The sequence below is a fragment of the Trinickia sp. genome (genome assembly GCF_051954495.1).
Classification (GTDB): Bacteria; Pseudomonadota; Gammaproteobacteria; order Burkholderiales; family Burkholderiaceae; genus Trinickia.
Window position 1 is genome coordinate 44,932 of record NZ_JBQCHR010000012.1, and the last position, 17,074, is coordinate 62,005.

Here is a 17,074-nt window from a genome sequence, read left to right on the forward strand (position 1 = left end):
GCGCCCATGCCCCGCGGCGAGCGCCAAACATACGGCGATGAGCGCCGGCCGAGGCCGGCGCGCCGCGTTCAATCCGGCGGTGCCGGAAGCCTTCCGGCATCGCTCCGAGCCTCGACAGCGATCAATAAGGATCGCCGACGCGCACGATCTTGAGCGTGTTCGTGCCGCCCGCCTGCCCCATCGGCTCACCGACCGTGAGCACGACCATGTCGCCGCGCGAGGCGAAGCCCTTCGAGACGACGACTTCGACTGCTTGCTTGAGCGCCTGGTCCCGATCGCTGTTCGACTCGACCGCGAGCGGCGTGACGTTGCGGTACAGCGCCATGCCGCGCTCGCTCGTCACGCGCGAGGTGAGCGCGAAAATCGGCACGTGCGACCAGTGGCGCGAGAGCCAAAGCGCCGTGGCGCCCGACTCAGTCAGCGCCACGATCGCCTTCGCGCCGAGGTGATAGGCCGTAAACAGTGCGCCCATCGCGATCGATTGGTCGATGCGCGTGAACGTGCGGTTGAGGAAATCCTTGTCGAGTTCGACGTGTTCCGATTTTTCCGCCTCGATACAGATGGCGGCCATCGCCTCGATCGTCTGTACCGGATACTTGCCGGCGGCCGTTTCGGCCGACAGCATGACCGCATCGGTGCCGTCGAGCACGGCGTTCGCGACGTCGGACACTTCCGCGCGCGTCGGCACGGGCGCGTGGATCATCGACTCCATCATCTGCGTGGCGGTGATGACGAGCTTGTTCGACTCGCGGGCCATGCGGATCATGCGCTTTTGCAGCGCCGGCACGGCCGCGTTGCCGACTTCGACGGCCAAGTCGCCCCGGGCGACCATGATGCCGTCCGATGCGTCGAGAATGCCTTGCAGCGCGGGAATCGCCTCCGCGCGCTCGATCTTGGCGATCATCTTGGGCTTGTTGCCGTACGGCATGCCGGCGATGTTCGCGAGCTGACGCGCCATCTCCATGTCGGTGGCGTTCTTAGGGAACGACACGGCAATGTAGTCGACGCCGATCGACATGGCCGTGCGGATGTCTTCCATGTCCTTGGCCGTCAACGCGGGCGCCGTCAGGCCGCCGCCTTGGCGGTTGATGCCCTTGTTGTTGGACAGATCGCCGCCCACTTTGACGATCGTATGGATTTCCTCGCCGATGACGCGCGACACTGTCAGCACGATGAGGCCGTCGTTGAGCAGCAGCACGTCGCCCGGCTTCAAGTCGCGCGGCAAGTCGCGATAGTCGAGGCCGACGCGCTCGTCGTTGCCGAGTTCGCAGTTCGCATCGAGAATGAACGGCTGTCCGGGCTCGAGCGTCGTCTTGCCGTTTTCGAACCTGCCGACGCGAATTTTCGGCCCTTGCAAATCGGCCATGATGGCGACTTCGCGTCCCGTTCGACGCGCCGCCTCGCGCACGTGTTCGGCGCGTTGGCGATGATCGTCGGCCGTGCCGTGCGAAAAATTCAGGCGGACCACGTCGAGTCCCGCTTGCATCATCTGCAAGAGGATTTCGGGCGAACTCGATGCCGGTCCGATCGTGGCGACAATCTTGGTGGCGCGATGCATGTATCTCCTCGTCTGAGTAGTGTCGCTGGGGTGCGGGCTGCGAGACGATGCGTCGGGCGCCTGGGGCTGGGGCAAAGCGCTCGTGCTGGACTGCGCGCCGGATCGTGCCGGCGTCGTTTTGTTGAGAACTGCTGGGTTGAGAACGGCTGGGTTCGAAACCGCTAACACTTCGGCAGCCGCGCCGGTGAGCGAGGCGGCCTCGGGCTCGAGAACCCCTGCCGGTGCGGCAGGCTCACCGAGCGCCGTCGGCCCGAGGTCGCGGGCCCGCGCTTCTCCGGCGCCCTCGGCCGCGGCTCGGCGCGCCGAGCGCGCCGACCGAGCCGGGCGCTTGTCGGACTTCGGAGCGCGCGCGCCCACGATCAGGCCCGCGATTCGAGCACTTCGACCGCCGGCAGCTTCTTGCCCTCGAGGAACTCGAGGAACGCGCCGCCGCCTGTCGAAATGTAGCTGACTTTGTCGTGAATCCCATACTTGGCGATGGCCGCGAGCGTATCGCCGCCGCCCGCGATCGAAAACGCCGACGAACTGGCGATCGCCTGGGCGAGCGTTTTCGTGCCGTTGCCGAACTGATCGAACTCGAACACGCCGACGGGGCCGTTCCAGACGATCGTGCCGGCGCTCGACAGCTGCGAGGCGAGCGCCTTCGCCGTTTGCGGGCCGATGTCGAGAATCATGTCGTCAGGTTCGATGTCGGCCACCGCTTTCGTGACCGCCGCGGCCGTGGCCGAGAACTCCTTCGCGACGACGACATCGGTCGGAATCGGCACCGACGCGCCGCGGGCGCGGGCGCTGTCGATGATCGCCTTGGCTTCGTTCACGAGATCCGCTTCGGCCAGCGACTTGCCGATGTTCAGACCCGCCGCCAGCATGAACGTGTTGGCAATGCCGCCGCCGACGATCAGCTGATCGACCTTTTCGGCCAGCGACTTCAAAATAGTGAGCTTGGTCGACACCTTCGAGCCGGCGACGATCGCCACGAGCGGGCGCTTCGGATTGCCGAGCGCCTTGCCGAGCGCGTCGAGTTCGGCCGCGAGCAGCGGACCCGCGCACGCGATCTTGGCGTATTTGGCGATGCCGTGCGTCGTGGCCTCGGCGCGGTGCGCCGTGCCGAATGCGTCGTTCACATACACGTCGCACAGTTGCGCCATCTTCTGCGCGAGCTCGTCGCTGTTCTTCTTCTCACCCTTGTTGACGCGGCAGTTCTCGAGCAGGACGACCTGCCCCGGCGCGACGTTCACGCCGTTCTCGACCCAATTGGCGACGAGCGGCACTTCGCGGCCGAGCAGTTCGGCCAGGCGCTTGGCGACGGGCGCGAGCGAATCCTCCGGCTTGAACTCCCCTTCGGTCGGGCGGCCGAGGTGCGACGTCACCATGACCGCCGCGCCGGCCCCGAGTGCGGCCTCGATGGCCGGCACCGAGGCGCGCACGCGCGTGTCTTCGGTGATATTGCCTTGCTCGTCCTGCGGCACGTTGAGATCGGCACGGATGAAGACGCGCTTGCCGGACAGCAAGCCCTTTGCGATCAGATCGGAGAGACGCAACACTTGGCTCATGGGAATGTACGCATGCAGGTTGATTGGCGGGCGAGTGCGCGCGCAGCGAGCGGGTCTGCCCGGCTCGCGGCACGGCGGCAATCGTGCATTTTAGCCGATCGCACCCGGGACCAAGCCGTTGCGCGGACGAATGTCGCGTATTCGGGGAACGTATGTCGCAATTCGGTGAATTCCGCGGCCCTTGCCTGCATTCGTCAGGCCAAGAAGCGAAGCAGCGTGTACGCGATCATGCCGACGATGATCGTGCCGAGCATGCTGCGGCGCCATAGGAACCAGGCGAGGCCGGCCAGCGTGCCGTAGAACGCGTGGTTCGACAGCGCGAACGAAATGCCTTGCGGCGTTTGCAGCACGTCCGGCAGCACCACGGCGACGAGCGCGGCGGCCGGCGCATAGCGCAGCGCCCGTTGCACCCGCTCGGGCAAGACGGCCCGCTCGCCGCCGAGCAGGAAGAACGCGCGCGTCGCGGCGGTGACGAGCGTCATACCGAAGATCGCGAACCAAATTTGCATGGCCGACATCGTTTAGGGCTCCTGACTGAGATCGGCCGGCCGGGACTCGTGGGGGTCTGCGGCGTGCGGAGTGTCTTGCTTGCTGCCGGTTTTGCCGGCCTTGCCTGCCGCGCGGATGCGGCGCAGATCGGCGCGCTCGACGAGTACGTCGGCGAAGCTGCCGGCCGCGATCGCCGCGAACACGGCAAGCGGCAACGCCAGCCGGTACGGCAAGTCGATTGCCGCAAGCGCCACCACGCCCGCCACCGACACCGAGGCGAGCGCCGACCGGCTGACGACCGCGCTCACGATCAGCGGCAAGAGCACGAGCGTACCGGCCAAGGCGAGCCCCCAATCGTCGGGAAAGACGCTGGCGAGCAAGATGCCGGCGATCGACGACACTTGCCAGGACACCCAGCTGAGCACCGACATCCCCCAGAAATAGGCTTCCTTCCCGGGCACATAGCCGTGCGCGAACGATTTCTTCTGAAACAGCAGGTAGATGATGTCGCCGTTGAAATACCCCAGCAGCAGCCGACGCCAACCCGGCAAATACGAAAAATGCGGCGTCAGCCCGGCGCTGAAGATCACGAAGCGGGTATTGACCATCGCGGCAGTGAGCAGCACGGTCCAGATCGGCAGCTTGGCTGCCATAAGCGGCAGGACGGCGAGCTGCGCCGAGCCGGCGTAGACGAGCAGCGACATCCCGATGGCTTGCGGCACGGTCAAGACCGACTTGCTCATCGCGATGCCCGTGACGAGCCCCCACGAAAACATCGCCATCAGCATGGGCGAATAGTCGCGCACGCCGCTCGTAAAGGCGGCGCGGTCAGCGGAGCTGAGGCGAGAGAGCATGTGGGCGGCGCGCGGCGGCGCTTTGCGGGCGCTCGACCGCTTTTTCTAATCGGAAGGTGTCCGATTATAGAGGCCGATCGACCCAAAACGGGTAGACCGTGCCCGGGTTGAGGGCAAAAGACGTTAAAATGGCGAACTCAACGGGAACCGGGGCAAACCCCGCCGCACCCACCGCACCGCTAGGAGATACGTATGTCAATGGCCGATCGTGACGGCAAGATCTGGATGGACGGCGAGCTGATCGACTGGCGCGACGCCAAGATCCACGTTCTCACGCACACGCTGCACTATGGCATGGGCGTCTTCGAGGGCGTGCGCGCCTACAAGACGGTCGATGGCGGCAGCGCGATCTTCCGCCTGAAGGAACACACCAAGCGCCTTTTGAACTCGGCGAAGATCTTCCAGATGAACGTGCCGTTCGATCATGAGACGCTCGCTCGCGCGCAATGCGAAGTCGTGCGCGAGAACAAGCTCGAGACGGCCTATCTGCGCCCGATCATCTGGGTGGGTTCGGAGAAACTCGGCGTGTCGGCGCGCGGCAACACGATTCATGTGGCGATCGCCGCTTGGCCGTGGGGCGCGTATCTCGGCGAAGAAGGCATGACGAAGGGCATTCGCGTGAAGACGTCCTCGTTCACGCGCCATCACGTGAACGTGTCGATGGTGCGCGCCAAGGCGTCGGGCTGGTACGTCAACTCGATCCTCGCGAACCAGGAAGCCACGGCCGACGGCTATGACGAAGCGCTGCTGCTCGACGTCGACGGCTACGTGTCCGAAGGCTCGGGCGAGAACTTCTTCCTCGTGAACAACGGCAAGCTCTACACGCCCGATCTGGCCTCGTGCCTGGACGGCATCACGCGCGACACCGTGATCACGCTCGCGCGCGACGCCGGCATCGAAGTCATCGAAAAGCGCATCACCCGCGACGAAGTCTATACGGCCGACGAAGCGTTCTTCACGGGCACGGCGGCGGAAGTCACGCCGATCCGCGAACTCGACAATCGCACCATCGGCGCCGGTTCGCGCGGCCCCATCACAGAAAAACTGCAAGCGGCGTTCTTCGACGTCATTGCGGGCAAGAACGCGAAGTACGCGCACTGGCTCGCGAAGATCTAAGCGCCGCACGCCATACCGCCAATAACGAGAATCCGTCTCATGAGCGAAACGAAGGAAATGCCGGTGGTCGAATTGTCGGCCAAGGATTTGCCCGCCTACTGCCCGAATCCGTCGATGCCTCGTTGGAGCACGCATCCGCGCGTGTTCATCGACGTCACGCACGGCGAGGCGCGCTGCCCGTATTGCGGCACGCGCTACAAGCTGCGCGACGGCGAAGTCGTCAAGCACCACTGAATCGTCCCGTCCCCGACGCGCCGCCCGGCGCGGGCGTCCGGCTCGACCGGGCGTCCGGCCGTGCGGCGCGTGCGCGTCCGAGCGCCGTCGGCAGACGGACCGGACGCTTGCGGGCGACGGCCATGGCCTCACCGTCGGATGCGGCGCGCCTCACGCGCTGCATTCGCGACCCTCTCGGATACTCACACTGATGCGTCGCGCGTTGGTTATCGCACCGAATTGGATCGGTGACGCATTGATGGCGCAGCCGCTGTTCACGCTGCTCAAGCAAGTCCATCCGCGCATCGTCATCGACGCGGTCGCCCCCACGTGGGTCGCCCCCGTGCTCGAACGCATGCCCGAGATCGGAACGGTACACGCGACCGATCTCGCGCACGGCAAGCTGCAGCTCGTGCGGCGCTGGCAACTTTCCAGCGATCTGCGCGAGAACGGCTACGACGCCGCCTACGTCCTGCCCAATTCGCTGAAATCGGCGCTGATTCCCTGGCTGGCAGGCATTCGCCTGCGCATCGGCTATACGGGCGAAGGGCGCGTGGGGCTGCTCAACGTCCGCCATCCGAATCCGAGCAAGGACAAACGCGGCCCGATGGCGCTGCACTACGCGGCGCTCGCCTATGCGCCCGGCGCGAACGTGCCCGACCTCGAGGCGCGCCTGCCGATGCCGCGCCTCGAAGCCGATCCGAACGAATCGATACGCGTGTGCGCGCGCTTTCACCTCGATACGCGGGTGCCGCTGCTCGTGTTCTGCCCCGGCGCCGAATACGGCGTCGCCAAGCGCTGGCCGGTGGAGCATTTCGCGGCGCTTGCGCGGATGGTGGGTCAATCGTTCCCTTACACGCAAATCGTCGCGCTCGGGTCGAACAAAGACGCGCCGCTCGCCCAAGCCATTGCCGAACAGGCGCCGAACGTCCGCAACCTGTGCGGGCAGACCTCGCTCGGCGAGGCCTGCGCCCTGATCGCGCGTGCGGGCGCCGTCGTCAGCAACGACTCGGGGCTCATGCATGTCGCGGCGGCGCTGCGCCGTCCGCTCGTCGCGATCTACGGATCGAGCGATCCGCGCCACACGCCGCCGTTATCGGACGTAGCGAAGGTACAATGGCTGCATCTCGAGTGCAGTCCTTGCTTCGCGCGCGAGTGTCCGCTCGGCCATTTGCGCTGCTTGCGCGAGCTGTCGCCCGAGCAGGTGTTCGGCGATCTGCGCACGATGCTGCTCGGCGAGCGCTGACGCACGGAAGGCCTTGCGCCTTTATGCGTTCATTGTTCGTGGACGCCGCTCGCCGAGCCTGAACGACCGAACGTCGGCGCACCGCCCGGATGCCGTGCGGCGCGCCGAGTATGCCTGACCGTGAATTTTTCAGCGCTACCTACGAGCCCAAAGAACCATGCCACGTTTCGCCCGCTTGTTCGAAGCCGCAGCCGACACGCTCAACGCGTTCTATCAGACCGTCTCCGACGGCAGCATCGACGCGCTGATGGCGCTTTGGATCGACGAGGAGTTCGCAAGCTACGTCAACGCGGGAGGCGCGCATTGGCATGGCGTGGATCAGATCCGCGCGGGCCTCGTGGCGCTCGCGGACGCGCATGCGTTGCCGGCGGCGATCGAGCCGCTCGACGTGCGTGTCTACGACAGCCTCGGCACAGTCGTCTATACGGTCGCGGAGGCGCATCGGTCTAAAGAGCCGCTCGCGCCGCCGCGGATGATCTATGCAACCTACGTGATGGTTCACGAGCGCGGCGAATGGCGGATTGCGCACATTCACGCGAGCCCCATGCCGGAAGCAACGGCCAGCGAGTTCGCCGCCAAGATTCGACACGGACAAGGCGCATTGCACTAAGGTCTGCCAAGCGGGCACACGATGCCGGCTACGGCCAGATCGGTTCTTGGGGACGGTCATGAGCACGACACATGACAAACCGGCTTCGTCACCGGCCGCGGGCTCCGCGGCTTCCGACAGGCTCGTCGAGCTGCTGTACAACCCGCCCCGATGGCTGCCCACCAGCCACGCCCAAACGATCGTTCCGGCCCTTTTCGCGCGACGCCCGACCGTCGAGTATCGGCGCGAGCGCTGGGACACCCCCGACGGCGATTTCATCGAACTCGACTGGCTCGCGTACGCGGGCGGGCCTGGCGGCGCGCCGGCGCTCGACGCCCCGCTCTTCGTGTTGTTTCACGGGCTCGAAGGCAGCTCCGATTCGCACTACGCGCGCGTGCTCATGGCGTCGGCGCGCGCGCTCGGCTGGTACGGCGTCGTCCCGCACTTTCGCAGTTGCAGCGGGCCGCTCAATCTCGCGCCGCGTTTTTATCATCTGGCGGACAGCGCGGAAGTCGATTGGGTGCTGCACCGCCTCCATGCCATGCACCCCGGGCCGATCGTGGTCGCGGGCGTGTCGCTGGGCGGCAACGTTCTCTTGCGCTGGCTAGGCGAGCGCGGCGCGGACGCATCGTTCGTCGCGGCGGCCGCCGCCATTTCGACGCCGCTCGACGTCCACGCCGGCGGCCGGGCGCTGTCGCAGGGTTTCGCGCTCGTCTACACGATGAGCTTCCTGAAAACGCTCAAGCGCAAGGCTCTATATAAACTCGAACAGTATCCGGGGCTGTTCGATCGCGAAGCCGTGCTGGCGTGCCGGACGATGTACGAGTACGACAACGTCGTCACGGCGCCGATCCACGGCTTCCGGAACACGGAAGAGTATTGGACGCGCGCGACGACCCGGCCCCTGCTGCCAGACGTCGTCGTGCCGACGCTCGTGCTGAACGCGCGCAACGACCCCTTCTTGCCGAGCGCCGCGCTGCCCACGCGCGCCGAAGTGTCGGCCGCGATCGAGCTCGATCAGCCCGAGGCGGGCGGTCACGTCGGCTTCATGACGGGGCCGTTCCCCGGCCGCATCGACTGGCTGCCGCGGCGCATCTTTAATTTTCTGGAACCGCACGCGCGCAATGGATGACATCGTCAAAGCCGCACTCGCAAAATGGCCGAACGTGCCGCATTGCACGGGCTGGCTGCTGCTCGACCGGCGCGGCCAGTGGCGCATGCGTGACGAGGGTGCGCAGGCGCGGGGCGAACTCGGCACACCGATCCGCCATGCCGCACTCATCGGCTTCATCGAACGCAATTACGAACGCGACGAGAACGGCCGCTGGTTTTTTCAGAATGGTCCGCAACGCGTGTTCGTCGAATTGGCCTATACGCCGTGGGTCGTGAGGCTTGCAGTCGATGCGGGTGGGGAAGCGACGTTGACGGACCATACCGGCGCGCCGTTCGAGCCCGCCGCTGCGTTCATCGACGATGAAGGAGGCGTGCTGTTCGCGGATGCGTCGCAGCCGCCCCGCGTGGCCGTGCTGCACGATCACGACCTGGATCTTTTTGCGGAACTCGCGACGCTCGATGCGGACGGGACCGCCGGCAGCCTCGCTTGGCGGCCCGGAAGGCCGCTGCAGATCGGCACTGTGCGGCATGCCGACGTGCCGGGGCGCTTCCAATACATCGCTAGCCCGGCGGGCGCGGACGCTCACGAGCGTTGAGTTCCTTTCGTTGATGTGCAACCCAGACGCCTTGGCGTCGCGCTGGCGATCGATACCCCTATCACATCGATATTAGGCGGCGCATCAGCATGGGCACCGCGGCGAAGGCCTGCGCTGCGACGGCGTGCAGGCAGTGACTGTTAAGATAAGCGCCCCTCGAAGGAGCACGACATGCCTGAATTGACCCATTTCGATGCGGCCGGCCAAGCACACATGGTTGACGTCGGCGGTAAAGACGAAACGAAACGCATCGCCGTGGCGCGCGGTTCGATTCGGATGAAGCCCGAAACGCTTGCCCTGATTCGCGACGGCAACGCCAAGAAGGGCGACGTGCTCGGTGTCGCTCGGATCGCCGCCATTCAAGGCGCGAAGCGCACGGCCGATCTCATTCCGCTGTGCCATCCTCTCGCACTCACGCGCGTAGCGGTCGAATTCGCGCTGGACGAAACGCTGCCAGGCGTGCACTGCACGGCCCAAGTCGAGACGCTAGGACGCACCGGTGTGGAAATGGAAGCGCTGACGGCCGTGCAGGTGGGCCTGCTGACCATTTACGACATGTGCAAGGCGGTGGATCGGGGGATGGTCATCGCCGATGTGAAGGTGATGGAAAAGCATGGCGGGAAGTCGGGGGATTGGGTGGCCAAAGGCTGAGTCATTGTTTTTCAATGATTTTCATCACTTATCCCACCGTCTGCTTGCCGATCGGTGATGCCATCCTTAGGTAAATGGCCATTGGCATGATCTCCGGCACACGGCCATCACTCGCCTTTGTTGGAATGTTCTGCTTTCCACCTCGCGCAGCCAGCGGGAGGACTGCCGGAGGCCCTTCGTCGGATAAAATACCAAGACAAAAATATCCGAGGACCAATATGCCAATAGCTTGCCCAAGCTTCAAAGCGGCGTTTCAGAAAAACATGGCCGCGCTCAACCTCCCTGCGCCTGACAGCCTGTTCTCGACGTACACAACGGCGATGACGAATCTTTCCGCAATGCTCGGTGCACTGTCGAAGCTCGGCGCGGACGCCACGGTCGCCGAGATGATGGGGGCAACCACTGGATTGGAAATGCTCGCGGCAATAGCTGGAATTAGCGCCGCGGCGTATACCGGCGCTGTTATCGGAAGCCTCATGGTTGCGGCCAGCGATTCAATGGTCTGTACGAACAGCGCACAGGTATCGTCGTCGGTCACACGATGGGCTGCCCGCAACCGCGTAAGCGTTCCCGCGCCGATGCTGGCCTTCCTGCAGCGCAACCCCGAAGTCATCGTCGACTCTTCTGCGCGAAGCGGCTACGCGTCCCGCCATCGCGCCGCAACATCGCGAAAGCAGGCGGCACTCGCATGAACTGGATTCTTGACCGTATCGCCCTGGTCCTGACCGCCATTGCGTGCGCATTCGGTGCATGGGCCTTCTATCATTACACCGGCCAGTGGTCGGGGCCCATCATCATGACTATCGTCATTGTCGGGCTGTTCGCGGAGAATCATCGGTTGCGGAAACTGTTAGCGGCGAATGGCATCGCGTCTCGGCCTCGTCGGCGTCGCAACACCTGAAGCCGCCGATCTCGGCAAACCGTATCGTGGCGTCGGTCTCGAAGCGTGAATCGCTGCTATCGGATGTAATTGCTGGCGCGGTCCGGTATCATCCGTCTCGGACCATAAACTTCATAACGAGAAACGATCATGCCAGTGATTAAGAATTTTGGATTTCTCTGGGAGAGAAAATACCTTCATCGGGGCGCTGGAGGCAACGGCAACGCTGGGCATCTGAAGGGCTTTACGGGGCGATTTACAGCTGATTTTCGAGATCAAATCGGCGTATATGTTTTGTATGACCGGAACCAATCCATAGTGTACGTCGGTCAAGCCGGGAATGGTAACGCGACGCTATTCACACGACTCAAGAATCACATGGATGGCGCTCTCTGGAATAGGTGGGAATACTTTAGTTGGATTGGCTTCCGAGACGTCAACGCCAACGGGGCGCTGAGCAACCAGCAATCCGTTGATTCCGGCGTCGCGGGATTCAAGTATTCTGACGCACTGAATGAGATCGAAGGCATCCTCATTGAAATCATCGAACCAAAACTCAACAAACAAGGCGGAAAACTGAAAGGCGCAACCGAATACTATCAGTATGTTGACGAGAGAATGGGCGAGGTATCAAATGATGATTTATACAGAGAACTGATGAATTTATCAAAAACCGTAGAGTCGATCAATAAATAGCGCCGACTTTGCCCCAAGTTCCCAGCCGCGGCCACAGCCCATGATCGTGCATGGCGCACACGGCTAGTCATTCATGCCGTATGCATCGACATGGCCACCTTGTTGCGACCCGTCGCCTTCGCGCTATACAGGGCCTGGTCGGCAGCCCGAATGATGGCGCTCACATCCGAGTCGCGCTCCGGTGTCCAGGCGGCTGCCCCTATGCTGGCGGTGACACGACCGAACTCACTGCCCGCGTGATCGATCGCAAGATCGCTGATCGCCGCGCGAATTTTCTCTGCCATGGACGCCGCACCTTGCTGCGTGGTGTCAGGCAGCACGACAATGAACTCTTCTCCGCCATACCGCGCCGCACTGTCCGCGGGCCGGCGGATGTTTTCGCCGATACACCGCGCAACGGCGGCCAACGCATCGTCGCCGGCCTGATGGCCGTAAGTGTCGTTGTATGCCTTGAATCTATCGATGTCGACGAACAGCAGCGAGAACACGCTGTGCGTTCGCCTCGCCCTGCGCCACTCGTGATCGAGGATTTCCCCCAAGGTGCGGCGGTTGTTCAGGCCCGTCAGCCCGTCAGTGCGCGCGAGCAGCGCCAACTCCGTCTCCGCGCGCATGCGGCGTCGCTGTTGCGCCGCGAAGGCGATCGAGAGCCCGATCAGCGCCGCCGCGAAAACGGCCATGGTCAGACCGATGACAATGGCGCGGCGTTGCCACGCGGCATAGATGTCGGATTCCGCCTCGGCGACCATCACGATAAACGGTAGCTTCGGCAGGTTCCTGAAGTAATACAGCCGCCGAACGCCATCGATGATCGCCGTATCCGAGAAGCTGCCTTCGGGCTCGGACAGAAAGTGCTTGAACGTGCTGGCATGGCGGATGTTGCGCCCGATGACCTTCGGATCATAGGGTTGCCGCATGATCATGGCGCCATCGCGCGAGATCAAGGCCACCGAGCCATGCGGCCCGAGCGAAAGCGAACTAAAGAGCTTGCGAAAGTAGTCGAGCTCGACCGCGATCACGGCGACACCGGCGAACGACCCGTCCGGCCGCGAAATCCGACGGCTGAGCGCAATGCTTGCGGAATTGCCGCGAAGCCGCGAAAAGTAAGGGCTGCTAACGTACAGGCCTAGGCTAGGATTGTCCCTTTGCGCCTTGAAGTAGTCGCGATCAGCAAAGTTGCCTTTCCTCGGTGCGAGGTTCGCCGAATCGAGGACGATATCGCCGCGGGGATCCAGCACGAACATCGATCCCAGGTAGGAGGCGGTCGCAGCCTGATCGAAAAGGGCTTCATTGCGCACTTTCGGGGCTGCCGCCATGACCTCCGGGTCGTTCACTCCGTCGGCGACGGCCTGAAGCGACAACGCATAGAGTTCGAAATTTCGCTCGATGTCCCGCTCGGCAATAAGGGCGAGATTGCGCGAGGTTTCGGTTGCGCGGGCCATGGCGTCCAGCCGCCCTTGGTAGAGGACGTACGCGCAAATCGACACCATGAAAAGTGCGACGAAAGCACCGGCGGCCACGATCGCCGAAGGCGCCGCAAGCCAATTGCGACCATTAAAAGAAAACCAGCGCTCCATTTCCGTCTTTTTCACGTCTTTCAAGGCGTTCTCACAGCTGCCCGCACCCATCACCGGAACGAACGAACCCCGCGAGGTGCAACGGTGCCGCGGCGGCCGCTCCCAAGCGGCCAAATAGCCGCAAGCGTGCGGCAGTTTAATGCAAGCAATATTGATCAAGATCAAACCGGGTGGCAGCAACCGCGCACGAACGTCGCATGCGCGCGCCGGCTCGAGCGTTCAATCGTCGTCCCCTTCGCCGTCGTCGCCGGCTGCCTTGGGCGCCGGCCCGTAACGCTTGAGCAGTTCCGCCTTGAACCCCGCGAGCTTGGGCTCGTCTTCGCATAGGTCGTATAGCGCCGACAACTGCGCCGGCCAATCGTGCAGCACTTGCGCGAAGATCTTCAGCCGCTCTACCGTATCGAACGCCTGATCGGGCTTTCCGTCGAGCGCCTGGAGCACCGCATAGCGCCTGAGCACCGTCTCGCCGGGCAACAGCGCGAGCGCCTTTTTGTGCATGGCGAGCTTCATCGGCAGATCGTTGCCGTCGATCGGCAACAGGGTGGCCATGCCGTATTCGCCCCACGCCCCGAACAGCACAGACGGCGCCGCGCGATACTCGTCGGCCGGATGAGCGCCGTAGTAGAGCACTTCCGCATGGGTGTAATCGCGATAGATCGGATGCAGCGCGGCGAACCCGCCGGCCACGAGCAGCATCTGCCATCCGAGCGCCACGCGCGGCGGCACGAAGCTCAAGGGCTTCGTCTCCAAAATACCGAAGATGAACATCGCCGGCAGCAGAAAAAACATGTACTGCTGCGGATACTCGACGAGCGCATGCATGAGCAATGCGCCGATGAGCGCCAGGCCGAACACGCGCTCGGCCGTGTGCGGTGCGCGCAGGACGCGCCACAACCAAGCCAGCAGGCCAAGCAGCACGATGGCAAGGCCCACCGCGCCGGTCTTGGCGAGCAAGTCGATGACGATGTCGTGCGAATTGTTCGCGATTTCGACATCGCCGAGCTGCTTCACGAGCTCGAACTCGTAACGTGGAAACTCGCCCCAGCCGACACCGAGCAGCGGATGCTGCGTGAACATCGTCCAGCCGTACTTCCACATCGCCAGACGCAGCACGAATTGCCCTTTGTCCTGAAAGCGATGCGCCGCCGATACGTCCAAATCGAGCTGGAACCGCGCGTTCGCCCAGCGCACGGCCAGATTCACGCCGAAGAAGAGCACGACGAGCCCGACCGGCATCACCCACTCGCGCAAGCCGCGGCGCTGCCCGAGGCCGCGGCGCGGCGCGACGAACGCCATCCAGAAGCCCGCGACGACGATGACCGCCGTCTGCAGCCACGGCCCGCGCGAGACGGTCAGCGCCTGCCCGAGCACGCACACCGCCGATACGGCCGCCCAGACGAGCACGGGCAAGCGGCGCGTCTGGACGAGATACATAGCCGCGGCGAGCCCGAACGCGATGACCGTGGCGAGGTGGTTGGCCTGCGCCATGTTGCCGAATGGGCGCCGGTCGGTCGTCACGTTGTAGGCCACGACGAACGGCGCAAACCGCGTTTCAGCGTGAAAGAGCTGCACCAGCTGACAAAACACCGCGAACAGCGCGCCGACGATCAAGGCCCCCGCAACCCAACGCAGCGCGCATTGCGCCGCATCGGCGCGCACGAATCCGTAGCCGGCCTGCGCGGCCATGACCGCAGCGAGCAGAAAGCCCGCCCCGAGCCAATTCATCGACGGCTGGGCGACCGGCAGCACGAAGGTTTGCACCGCCAGCAACGCGCCGAAGGCAAGCGGCACGAGCGCGACGGCCGGGATGGCGTATGGGATGCGCGGCCGGGCCGACACCGCCATCAGCAATACGCTGGCGCCGACGAGCAGATAGAGCGAGAGCGCCGTGAATTCGGCGTAAAAGGTTGGAATCGGGTACGTGTGATTGGTGACCGTATAGGGCAGCAGCACCGCGAAAGCCAGAGATGCGAACGATAAATGGCGAGCAAATTGAGTGGTCATGAGGATAGGGACCGGCGGCAACCGGCGCACTATACAAAAGTTTTCTTTCAGTGTGCGCAGCCGTCGGTCTTCGGCACGCATTCAGGCGCGACATTCCGGCGGCGCGAGCTTGCCCGGCAATGTCGCCGCGGCGGTCGGACCCGGCCCCGACCCAGGAGCCGGCAGCGAGGACGACGCCTTGCCCGAAGCGAAGCATTCCCACGTGAGCGTGCCGCCCTGCACGATACCGGCTTCGAGCGCGATGCGCGACGTGGGCGGATCGGATGCATCGGGCAATGACGGCACCATCACGAGCGTATCGCTCCCGGTCGGCGCAACACGCGCCGTATAGCGGATCGCGATTTCACCGGTGTCGTCGTCGATCGTAATGGCGTCGACGTTGCGCGTGCCGGCGGGTGCGGCGTATCCGCTGCCGAACGCGACGCCGCCCGCGGCGTTCTCCGCCACCGCAAGCCGCGCGCCCGAGGCCAGTGACAGGCCCTCCCCGACGCGGCTGCGCGCCATGTAATCCTGATAAGCCGGCACCGCATACGCGGCGACGATACCCACGATAGCCAGCACGATCATCAGTTCGATCAAACTGAAGCCGCAGCGAACCGAGCGCCAAGCGCCGTGCGACGAATAATCAACGGGGCCGCCCGTGTGGCGGCGACGGGCTGGATAGACGGTTGCGACAGACATCGACGAATACGCTCCTGAACGACGGCCCGCCGACGAAGGGGCGGACAACGTGTTCCTAGCGTACCGACGCTCGCCTGCGCCGGGCAGTCGGCCGAACGGCCAACGCGGGCGAAGCCGCGGGTTCGCCCAACCGGCAGCAACATTTAATGTGTGTGGCGCTGCCCGGAAGGCCCGCTTGCGTCGCGCCGCTGCGCGCGCCGTCTGAGCCAATAGCCGACGGCGACGACGAGGAGCGCCCCGCCGATTTGCGCCCCGTACACGGCCGCCGGCGTGTCGAGCAGCGGCCAGCGATCCCCGGCCGGATCGTTGACGATGAGGCCGCCCGCGATCCAGCCCAGCAAGGCGGCGCCGAGCGTCACGATGACCGGGAAGCGATCGAGCATGCGCAGCACGAGCGTGCTGCCCCAAACGATGAGCGGGATGCTGACGACGAGACCGAAAATAACGAGGGCGATTCGATGATCGGGATCGGCCGATTCTGCCGCGCCCGCAATCGCGATGACGTTGTCGAGGCTCATGACGGCGTCGGCGACGATGATCGTCTTGATCGCCGCCATCAGCTTGTCGGCCGGCTTGATGTTCTCGTGCGCGTCGTGGCTCGGGGCCATCAGCTTCACGCCGATCCACAGCAGCAGCAGACCGCCGCCGAACTTGAGGAACGGCACGTCGAGCAGCGCCACCGCAAAGACGATCAGCACGACGCGCAAAATGATCGCCCCCGCCGTGCCCCACAGCACTCCCTTCATCCGTTGCGCGGCCGGCAGCTTGCGGCACGCGAGCGCGATCACGACGGCATTGTCGCCGCCGAGGAGGATATCGATAACGATGATCTGAAAAACGGCTCCCCAATGGAGCGTCGTGAAGAATTCGAGCATAACGTCGAGCATATGGGCAAGCGCCGTTCCAGAGTCGGCCGCCCCCGGCGATAAAAAAGCGAGGGGGCCGCATTGGCGCCCTCGCTTCTTTTCGCCCTAGGCAACCTTACGAAAGAATTTCACAAGGATACCAAAAACGACTTCGGTCGCGCGCCGGGGCGCGCGTTGCCGCTTTGTTTACAGGATCGACTTCAGCAGCCGGCCCATTTCCGACGGGTTGCGCGTCACCTTGATGCCGCAGCCGTCCATGATTTCGAGCTTCGCATCGGCCGTATCGGCACCGCCCGAGATCAGCGCGCCGGCGTGGCCCATACGCTTGCCCGGAGGCGCCGTGACACCCGCGATGAAGCCGACGACGGGCTTCTTCATGTTGTCCTTGATCCAGT

18 protein-coding genes and 1 pseudogene are annotated in these 17,074 nt (G+C 64.3%); 10 read left to right on the forward strand and 9 right to left on the reverse strand.

What is annotated here, in order from left to right:
- Positions 1 to 121 precede the first annotated feature (121 nt).
- From pyk to ACTHNR_RS01265, 4 genes are all read right to left on the reverse strand, one after another.
- A complete protein-coding gene (gene pyk / locus ACTHNR_RS01250; protein WP_440545587.1) occupies positions 122 to 1,558 on the reverse strand; it encodes a pyruvate kinase in 1,437 nt (478 codons plus the stop codon).
- Between the two features lie 359 nt (positions 1,559 to 1,917).
- Positions 1,918 to 3,111, reverse strand: a complete 1,194-nt coding sequence (locus tag ACTHNR_RS01255) for a phosphoglycerate kinase (RefSeq protein ID WP_440545588.1) — start codon at positions 3,109 to 3,111, stop codon at positions 1,918 to 1,920.
- Positions 3,112 to 3,305: 194 nt separating this feature from the next.
- Positions 3,306 to 3,629, reverse strand: a complete 324-nt coding sequence (locus tag ACTHNR_RS01260; protein WP_440545589.1) for an AzlD domain-containing protein — start codon at positions 3,627 to 3,629, stop codon at positions 3,306 to 3,308.
- Positions 3,630 to 3,632: 3 nt separating this feature from the next.
- Positions 3,633 to 4,454 (reverse strand): AzlC family ABC transporter permease, encoded by an 822-nt coding sequence (locus tag ACTHNR_RS01265; RefSeq protein ID WP_440545591.1) that lies wholly within the window; start codon positions 4,452 to 4,454, stop codon positions 3,633 to 3,635.
- Positions 4,455 to 4,646: 192 nt separating this feature from the next.
- On the opposite strand from ACTHNR_RS01265, the gene ACTHNR_RS01270 reads away from it, so the two are divergent.
- The 10 genes from ACTHNR_RS01270 to ACTHNR_RS01315 all read left to right on the forward strand — a co-directional run bounded on the left by ACTHNR_RS01270 (position 4,647) and on the right by ACTHNR_RS01315 (position 11,554).
- Positions 4,647 to 5,570, forward strand: a complete 924-nt coding sequence (locus ACTHNR_RS01270; protein WP_440545592.1) for a branched-chain amino acid transaminase — start codon at positions 4,647 to 4,649, stop codon at positions 5,568 to 5,570.
- A gap of 39 nt (positions 5,571 to 5,609) precedes the next feature.
- The gene (locus tag ACTHNR_RS01275) at positions 5,610 to 5,804 is read left to right on the forward strand and encodes a zinc-finger domain-containing protein (RefSeq protein WP_440545594.1); all 195 of its coding nucleotides are present in this window, start codon (positions 5,610 to 5,612) and stop codon (positions 5,802 to 5,804) included.
- A 190-nt stretch (positions 5,805 to 5,994) separates the two neighbouring features.
- The gene (gene waaF / locus ACTHNR_RS01280) at positions 5,995 to 7,029 is read left to right on the forward strand and encodes a lipopolysaccharide heptosyltransferase II (protein ID WP_440545595.1); all 1,035 of its coding nucleotides are present in this window, start codon (positions 5,995 to 5,997) and stop codon (positions 7,027 to 7,029) included.
- 157 nt (positions 7,030 to 7,186) lie between these two features.
- The gene (locus ACTHNR_RS01285) at positions 7,187 to 7,639 is read left to right on the forward strand and encodes a nuclear transport factor 2 family protein (protein WP_440545596.1); all 453 of its coding nucleotides are present in this window, start codon (positions 7,187 to 7,189) and stop codon (positions 7,637 to 7,639) included.
- A gap of 58 nt (positions 7,640 to 7,697) precedes the next feature.
- Entirely contained in the window at positions 7,698 to 8,750 is a 1,053-nt protein-coding gene (locus tag ACTHNR_RS01290) for a YheT family hydrolase (protein ID WP_440545597.1), read from the forward strand.
- Positions 8,743 to 9,327, forward strand: coding sequence for a DUF2946 family protein (locus ACTHNR_RS01295; RefSeq protein WP_440545598.1), 585 nt, complete (start codon positions 8,743 to 8,745; stop codon positions 9,325 to 9,327). Before ACTHNR_RS01290 ends, ACTHNR_RS01295 begins: the two co-directional genes overlap by 8 nt.
- Before the next feature lie 171 nt (positions 9,328 to 9,498).
- The gene (gene moaC, locus ACTHNR_RS01300; RefSeq protein ID WP_440545599.1) at positions 9,499 to 9,978 is read left to right on the forward strand and encodes a cyclic pyranopterin monophosphate synthase MoaC; all 480 of its coding nucleotides are present in this window, start codon (positions 9,499 to 9,501) and stop codon (positions 9,976 to 9,978) included.
- Positions 9,979 to 10,241: 263 nt separating this feature from the next.
- A complete protein-coding gene (locus ACTHNR_RS01305) occupies positions 10,242 to 10,670 on the forward strand; it encodes a hypothetical protein (protein ID WP_440545600.1) in 429 nt (142 codons plus the stop codon).
- Entirely contained in the window at positions 10,667 to 10,879 is a 213-nt protein-coding gene (locus ACTHNR_RS01310; RefSeq protein ID WP_440545601.1) for a hypothetical protein, read from the forward strand. Before ACTHNR_RS01305 ends, ACTHNR_RS01310 begins: the two co-directional genes overlap by 4 nt.
- Before the next feature lie 129 nt (positions 10,880 to 11,008).
- Entirely contained in the window at positions 11,009 to 11,554 is a 546-nt protein-coding gene (locus ACTHNR_RS01315) for a GIY-YIG nuclease family protein (RefSeq protein ID WP_440545602.1), read from the forward strand.
- A 71-nt stretch (positions 11,555 to 11,625) separates the two neighbouring features.
- On the opposite strand, the gene ACTHNR_RS01320 is transcribed toward ACTHNR_RS01315, so the two are convergent.
- From ACTHNR_RS01320 to ACTHNR_RS01340, 5 genes and pseudogenes are all read right to left on the reverse strand, one after another.
- Positions 11,626 to 13,128, reverse strand: coding sequence for a sensor domain-containing diguanylate cyclase (locus tag ACTHNR_RS01320; RefSeq protein ID WP_440545609.1), 1,503 nt, complete (start codon positions 13,126 to 13,128; stop codon positions 11,626 to 11,628).
- A gap of 219 nt (positions 13,129 to 13,347) precedes the next feature.
- Positions 13,348 to 15,132, reverse strand: a complete 1,785-nt coding sequence (locus ACTHNR_RS01325; RefSeq protein WP_440545603.1) for a Wzy polymerase domain-containing protein — start codon at positions 15,130 to 15,132, stop codon at positions 13,348 to 13,350.
- An 81-nt stretch (positions 15,133 to 15,213) separates the two neighbouring features.
- On the reverse strand, positions 15,214 to 15,813 hold the full coding sequence (locus ACTHNR_RS01330; RefSeq protein ID WP_440545604.1) for a pilin: 600 nt from the start codon (positions 15,811 to 15,813) through the stop codon (positions 15,214 to 15,216).
- 143 nt (positions 15,814 to 15,956) lie between these two features.
- Entirely contained in the window at positions 15,957 to 16,688 is a 732-nt protein-coding gene (locus tag ACTHNR_RS01335; RefSeq protein WP_440545610.1) for a TerC family protein, read from the reverse strand.
- A gap of 177 nt (positions 16,689 to 16,865) precedes the next feature.
- Positions 16,866 to 17,074 (reverse strand): annotated as a pseudogene (locus ACTHNR_RS01340) (succinate--CoA ligase subunit alpha); the annotation flags it as partial.

Coding starts and splice junctions, on each gene's coding strand:
- pyk (WP_440545587.1), bottom strand. CDS start 1,558: ATGCATCGCGCCACCAAGATTGTCGCCACGATCGGACCGGCATCGAGT.
- ACTHNR_RS01255 (WP_440545588.1), bottom strand. CDS start 3,111: ATGAGCCAAGTGTTGCGTCTCTCCGATCTGATCGCAAAGGGCTTGCTG.
- ACTHNR_RS01260 (WP_440545589.1), bottom strand. CDS start 3,629: ATGTCGGCCATGCAAATTTGGTTCGCGATCTTCGGTATGACGCTCGTC.
- ACTHNR_RS01265 (WP_440545591.1), bottom strand. CDS start 4,454: ATGCTCTCTCGCCTCAGCTCCGCTGACCGCGCCGCCTTTACGAGCGGC.
- ACTHNR_RS01270 (WP_440545592.1), top strand. CDS start 4,647: ATGTCAATGGCCGATCGTGACGGCAAGATCTGGATGGACGGCGAGCTG.
- ACTHNR_RS01275 (WP_440545594.1), top strand. CDS start 5,610: ATGAGCGAAACGAAGGAAATGCCGGTGGTCGAATTGTCGGCCAAGGAT.
- waaF (WP_440545595.1), top strand. CDS start 5,995: ATGCGTCGCGCGTTGGTTATCGCACCGAATTGGATCGGTGACGCATTG.
- ACTHNR_RS01285 (WP_440545596.1), top strand. CDS start 7,187: ATGCCACGTTTCGCCCGCTTGTTCGAAGCCGCAGCCGACACGCTCAAC.
- ACTHNR_RS01290 (WP_440545597.1), top strand. CDS start 7,698: ATGAGCACGACACATGACAAACCGGCTTCGTCACCGGCCGCGGGCTCC.
- ACTHNR_RS01295 (WP_440545598.1), top strand. CDS start 8,743: ATGGATGACATCGTCAAAGCCGCACTCGCAAAATGGCCGAACGTGCCG.
- moaC (WP_440545599.1), top strand. CDS start 9,499: ATGCCTGAATTGACCCATTTCGATGCGGCCGGCCAAGCACACATGGTT.
- ACTHNR_RS01305 (WP_440545600.1), top strand. CDS start 10,242: ATGGCCGCGCTCAACCTCCCTGCGCCTGACAGCCTGTTCTCGACGTAC.
- ACTHNR_RS01310 (WP_440545601.1), top strand. CDS start 10,667: ATGAACTGGATTCTTGACCGTATCGCCCTGGTCCTGACCGCCATTGCG.
- ACTHNR_RS01315 (WP_440545602.1), top strand. CDS start 11,009: ATGCCAGTGATTAAGAATTTTGGATTTCTCTGGGAGAGAAAATACCTT.
- ACTHNR_RS01320 (WP_440545609.1), bottom strand. CDS start 13,128: ATGGAGCGCTGGTTTTCTTTTAATGGTCGCAATTGGCTTGCGGCGCCT.
- ACTHNR_RS01325 (WP_440545603.1), bottom strand. CDS start 15,132: ATGACCACTCAATTTGCTCGCCATTTATCGTTCGCATCTCTGGCTTTC.
- ACTHNR_RS01330 (WP_440545604.1), bottom strand. CDS start 15,813: ATGTCTGTCGCAACCGTCTATCCAGCCCGTCGCCGCCACACGGGCGGC.
- ACTHNR_RS01335 (WP_440545610.1), bottom strand. CDS start 16,688: ATGCTCGAATTCTTCACGACGCTCCATTGGGGAGCCGTTTTTCAGATC.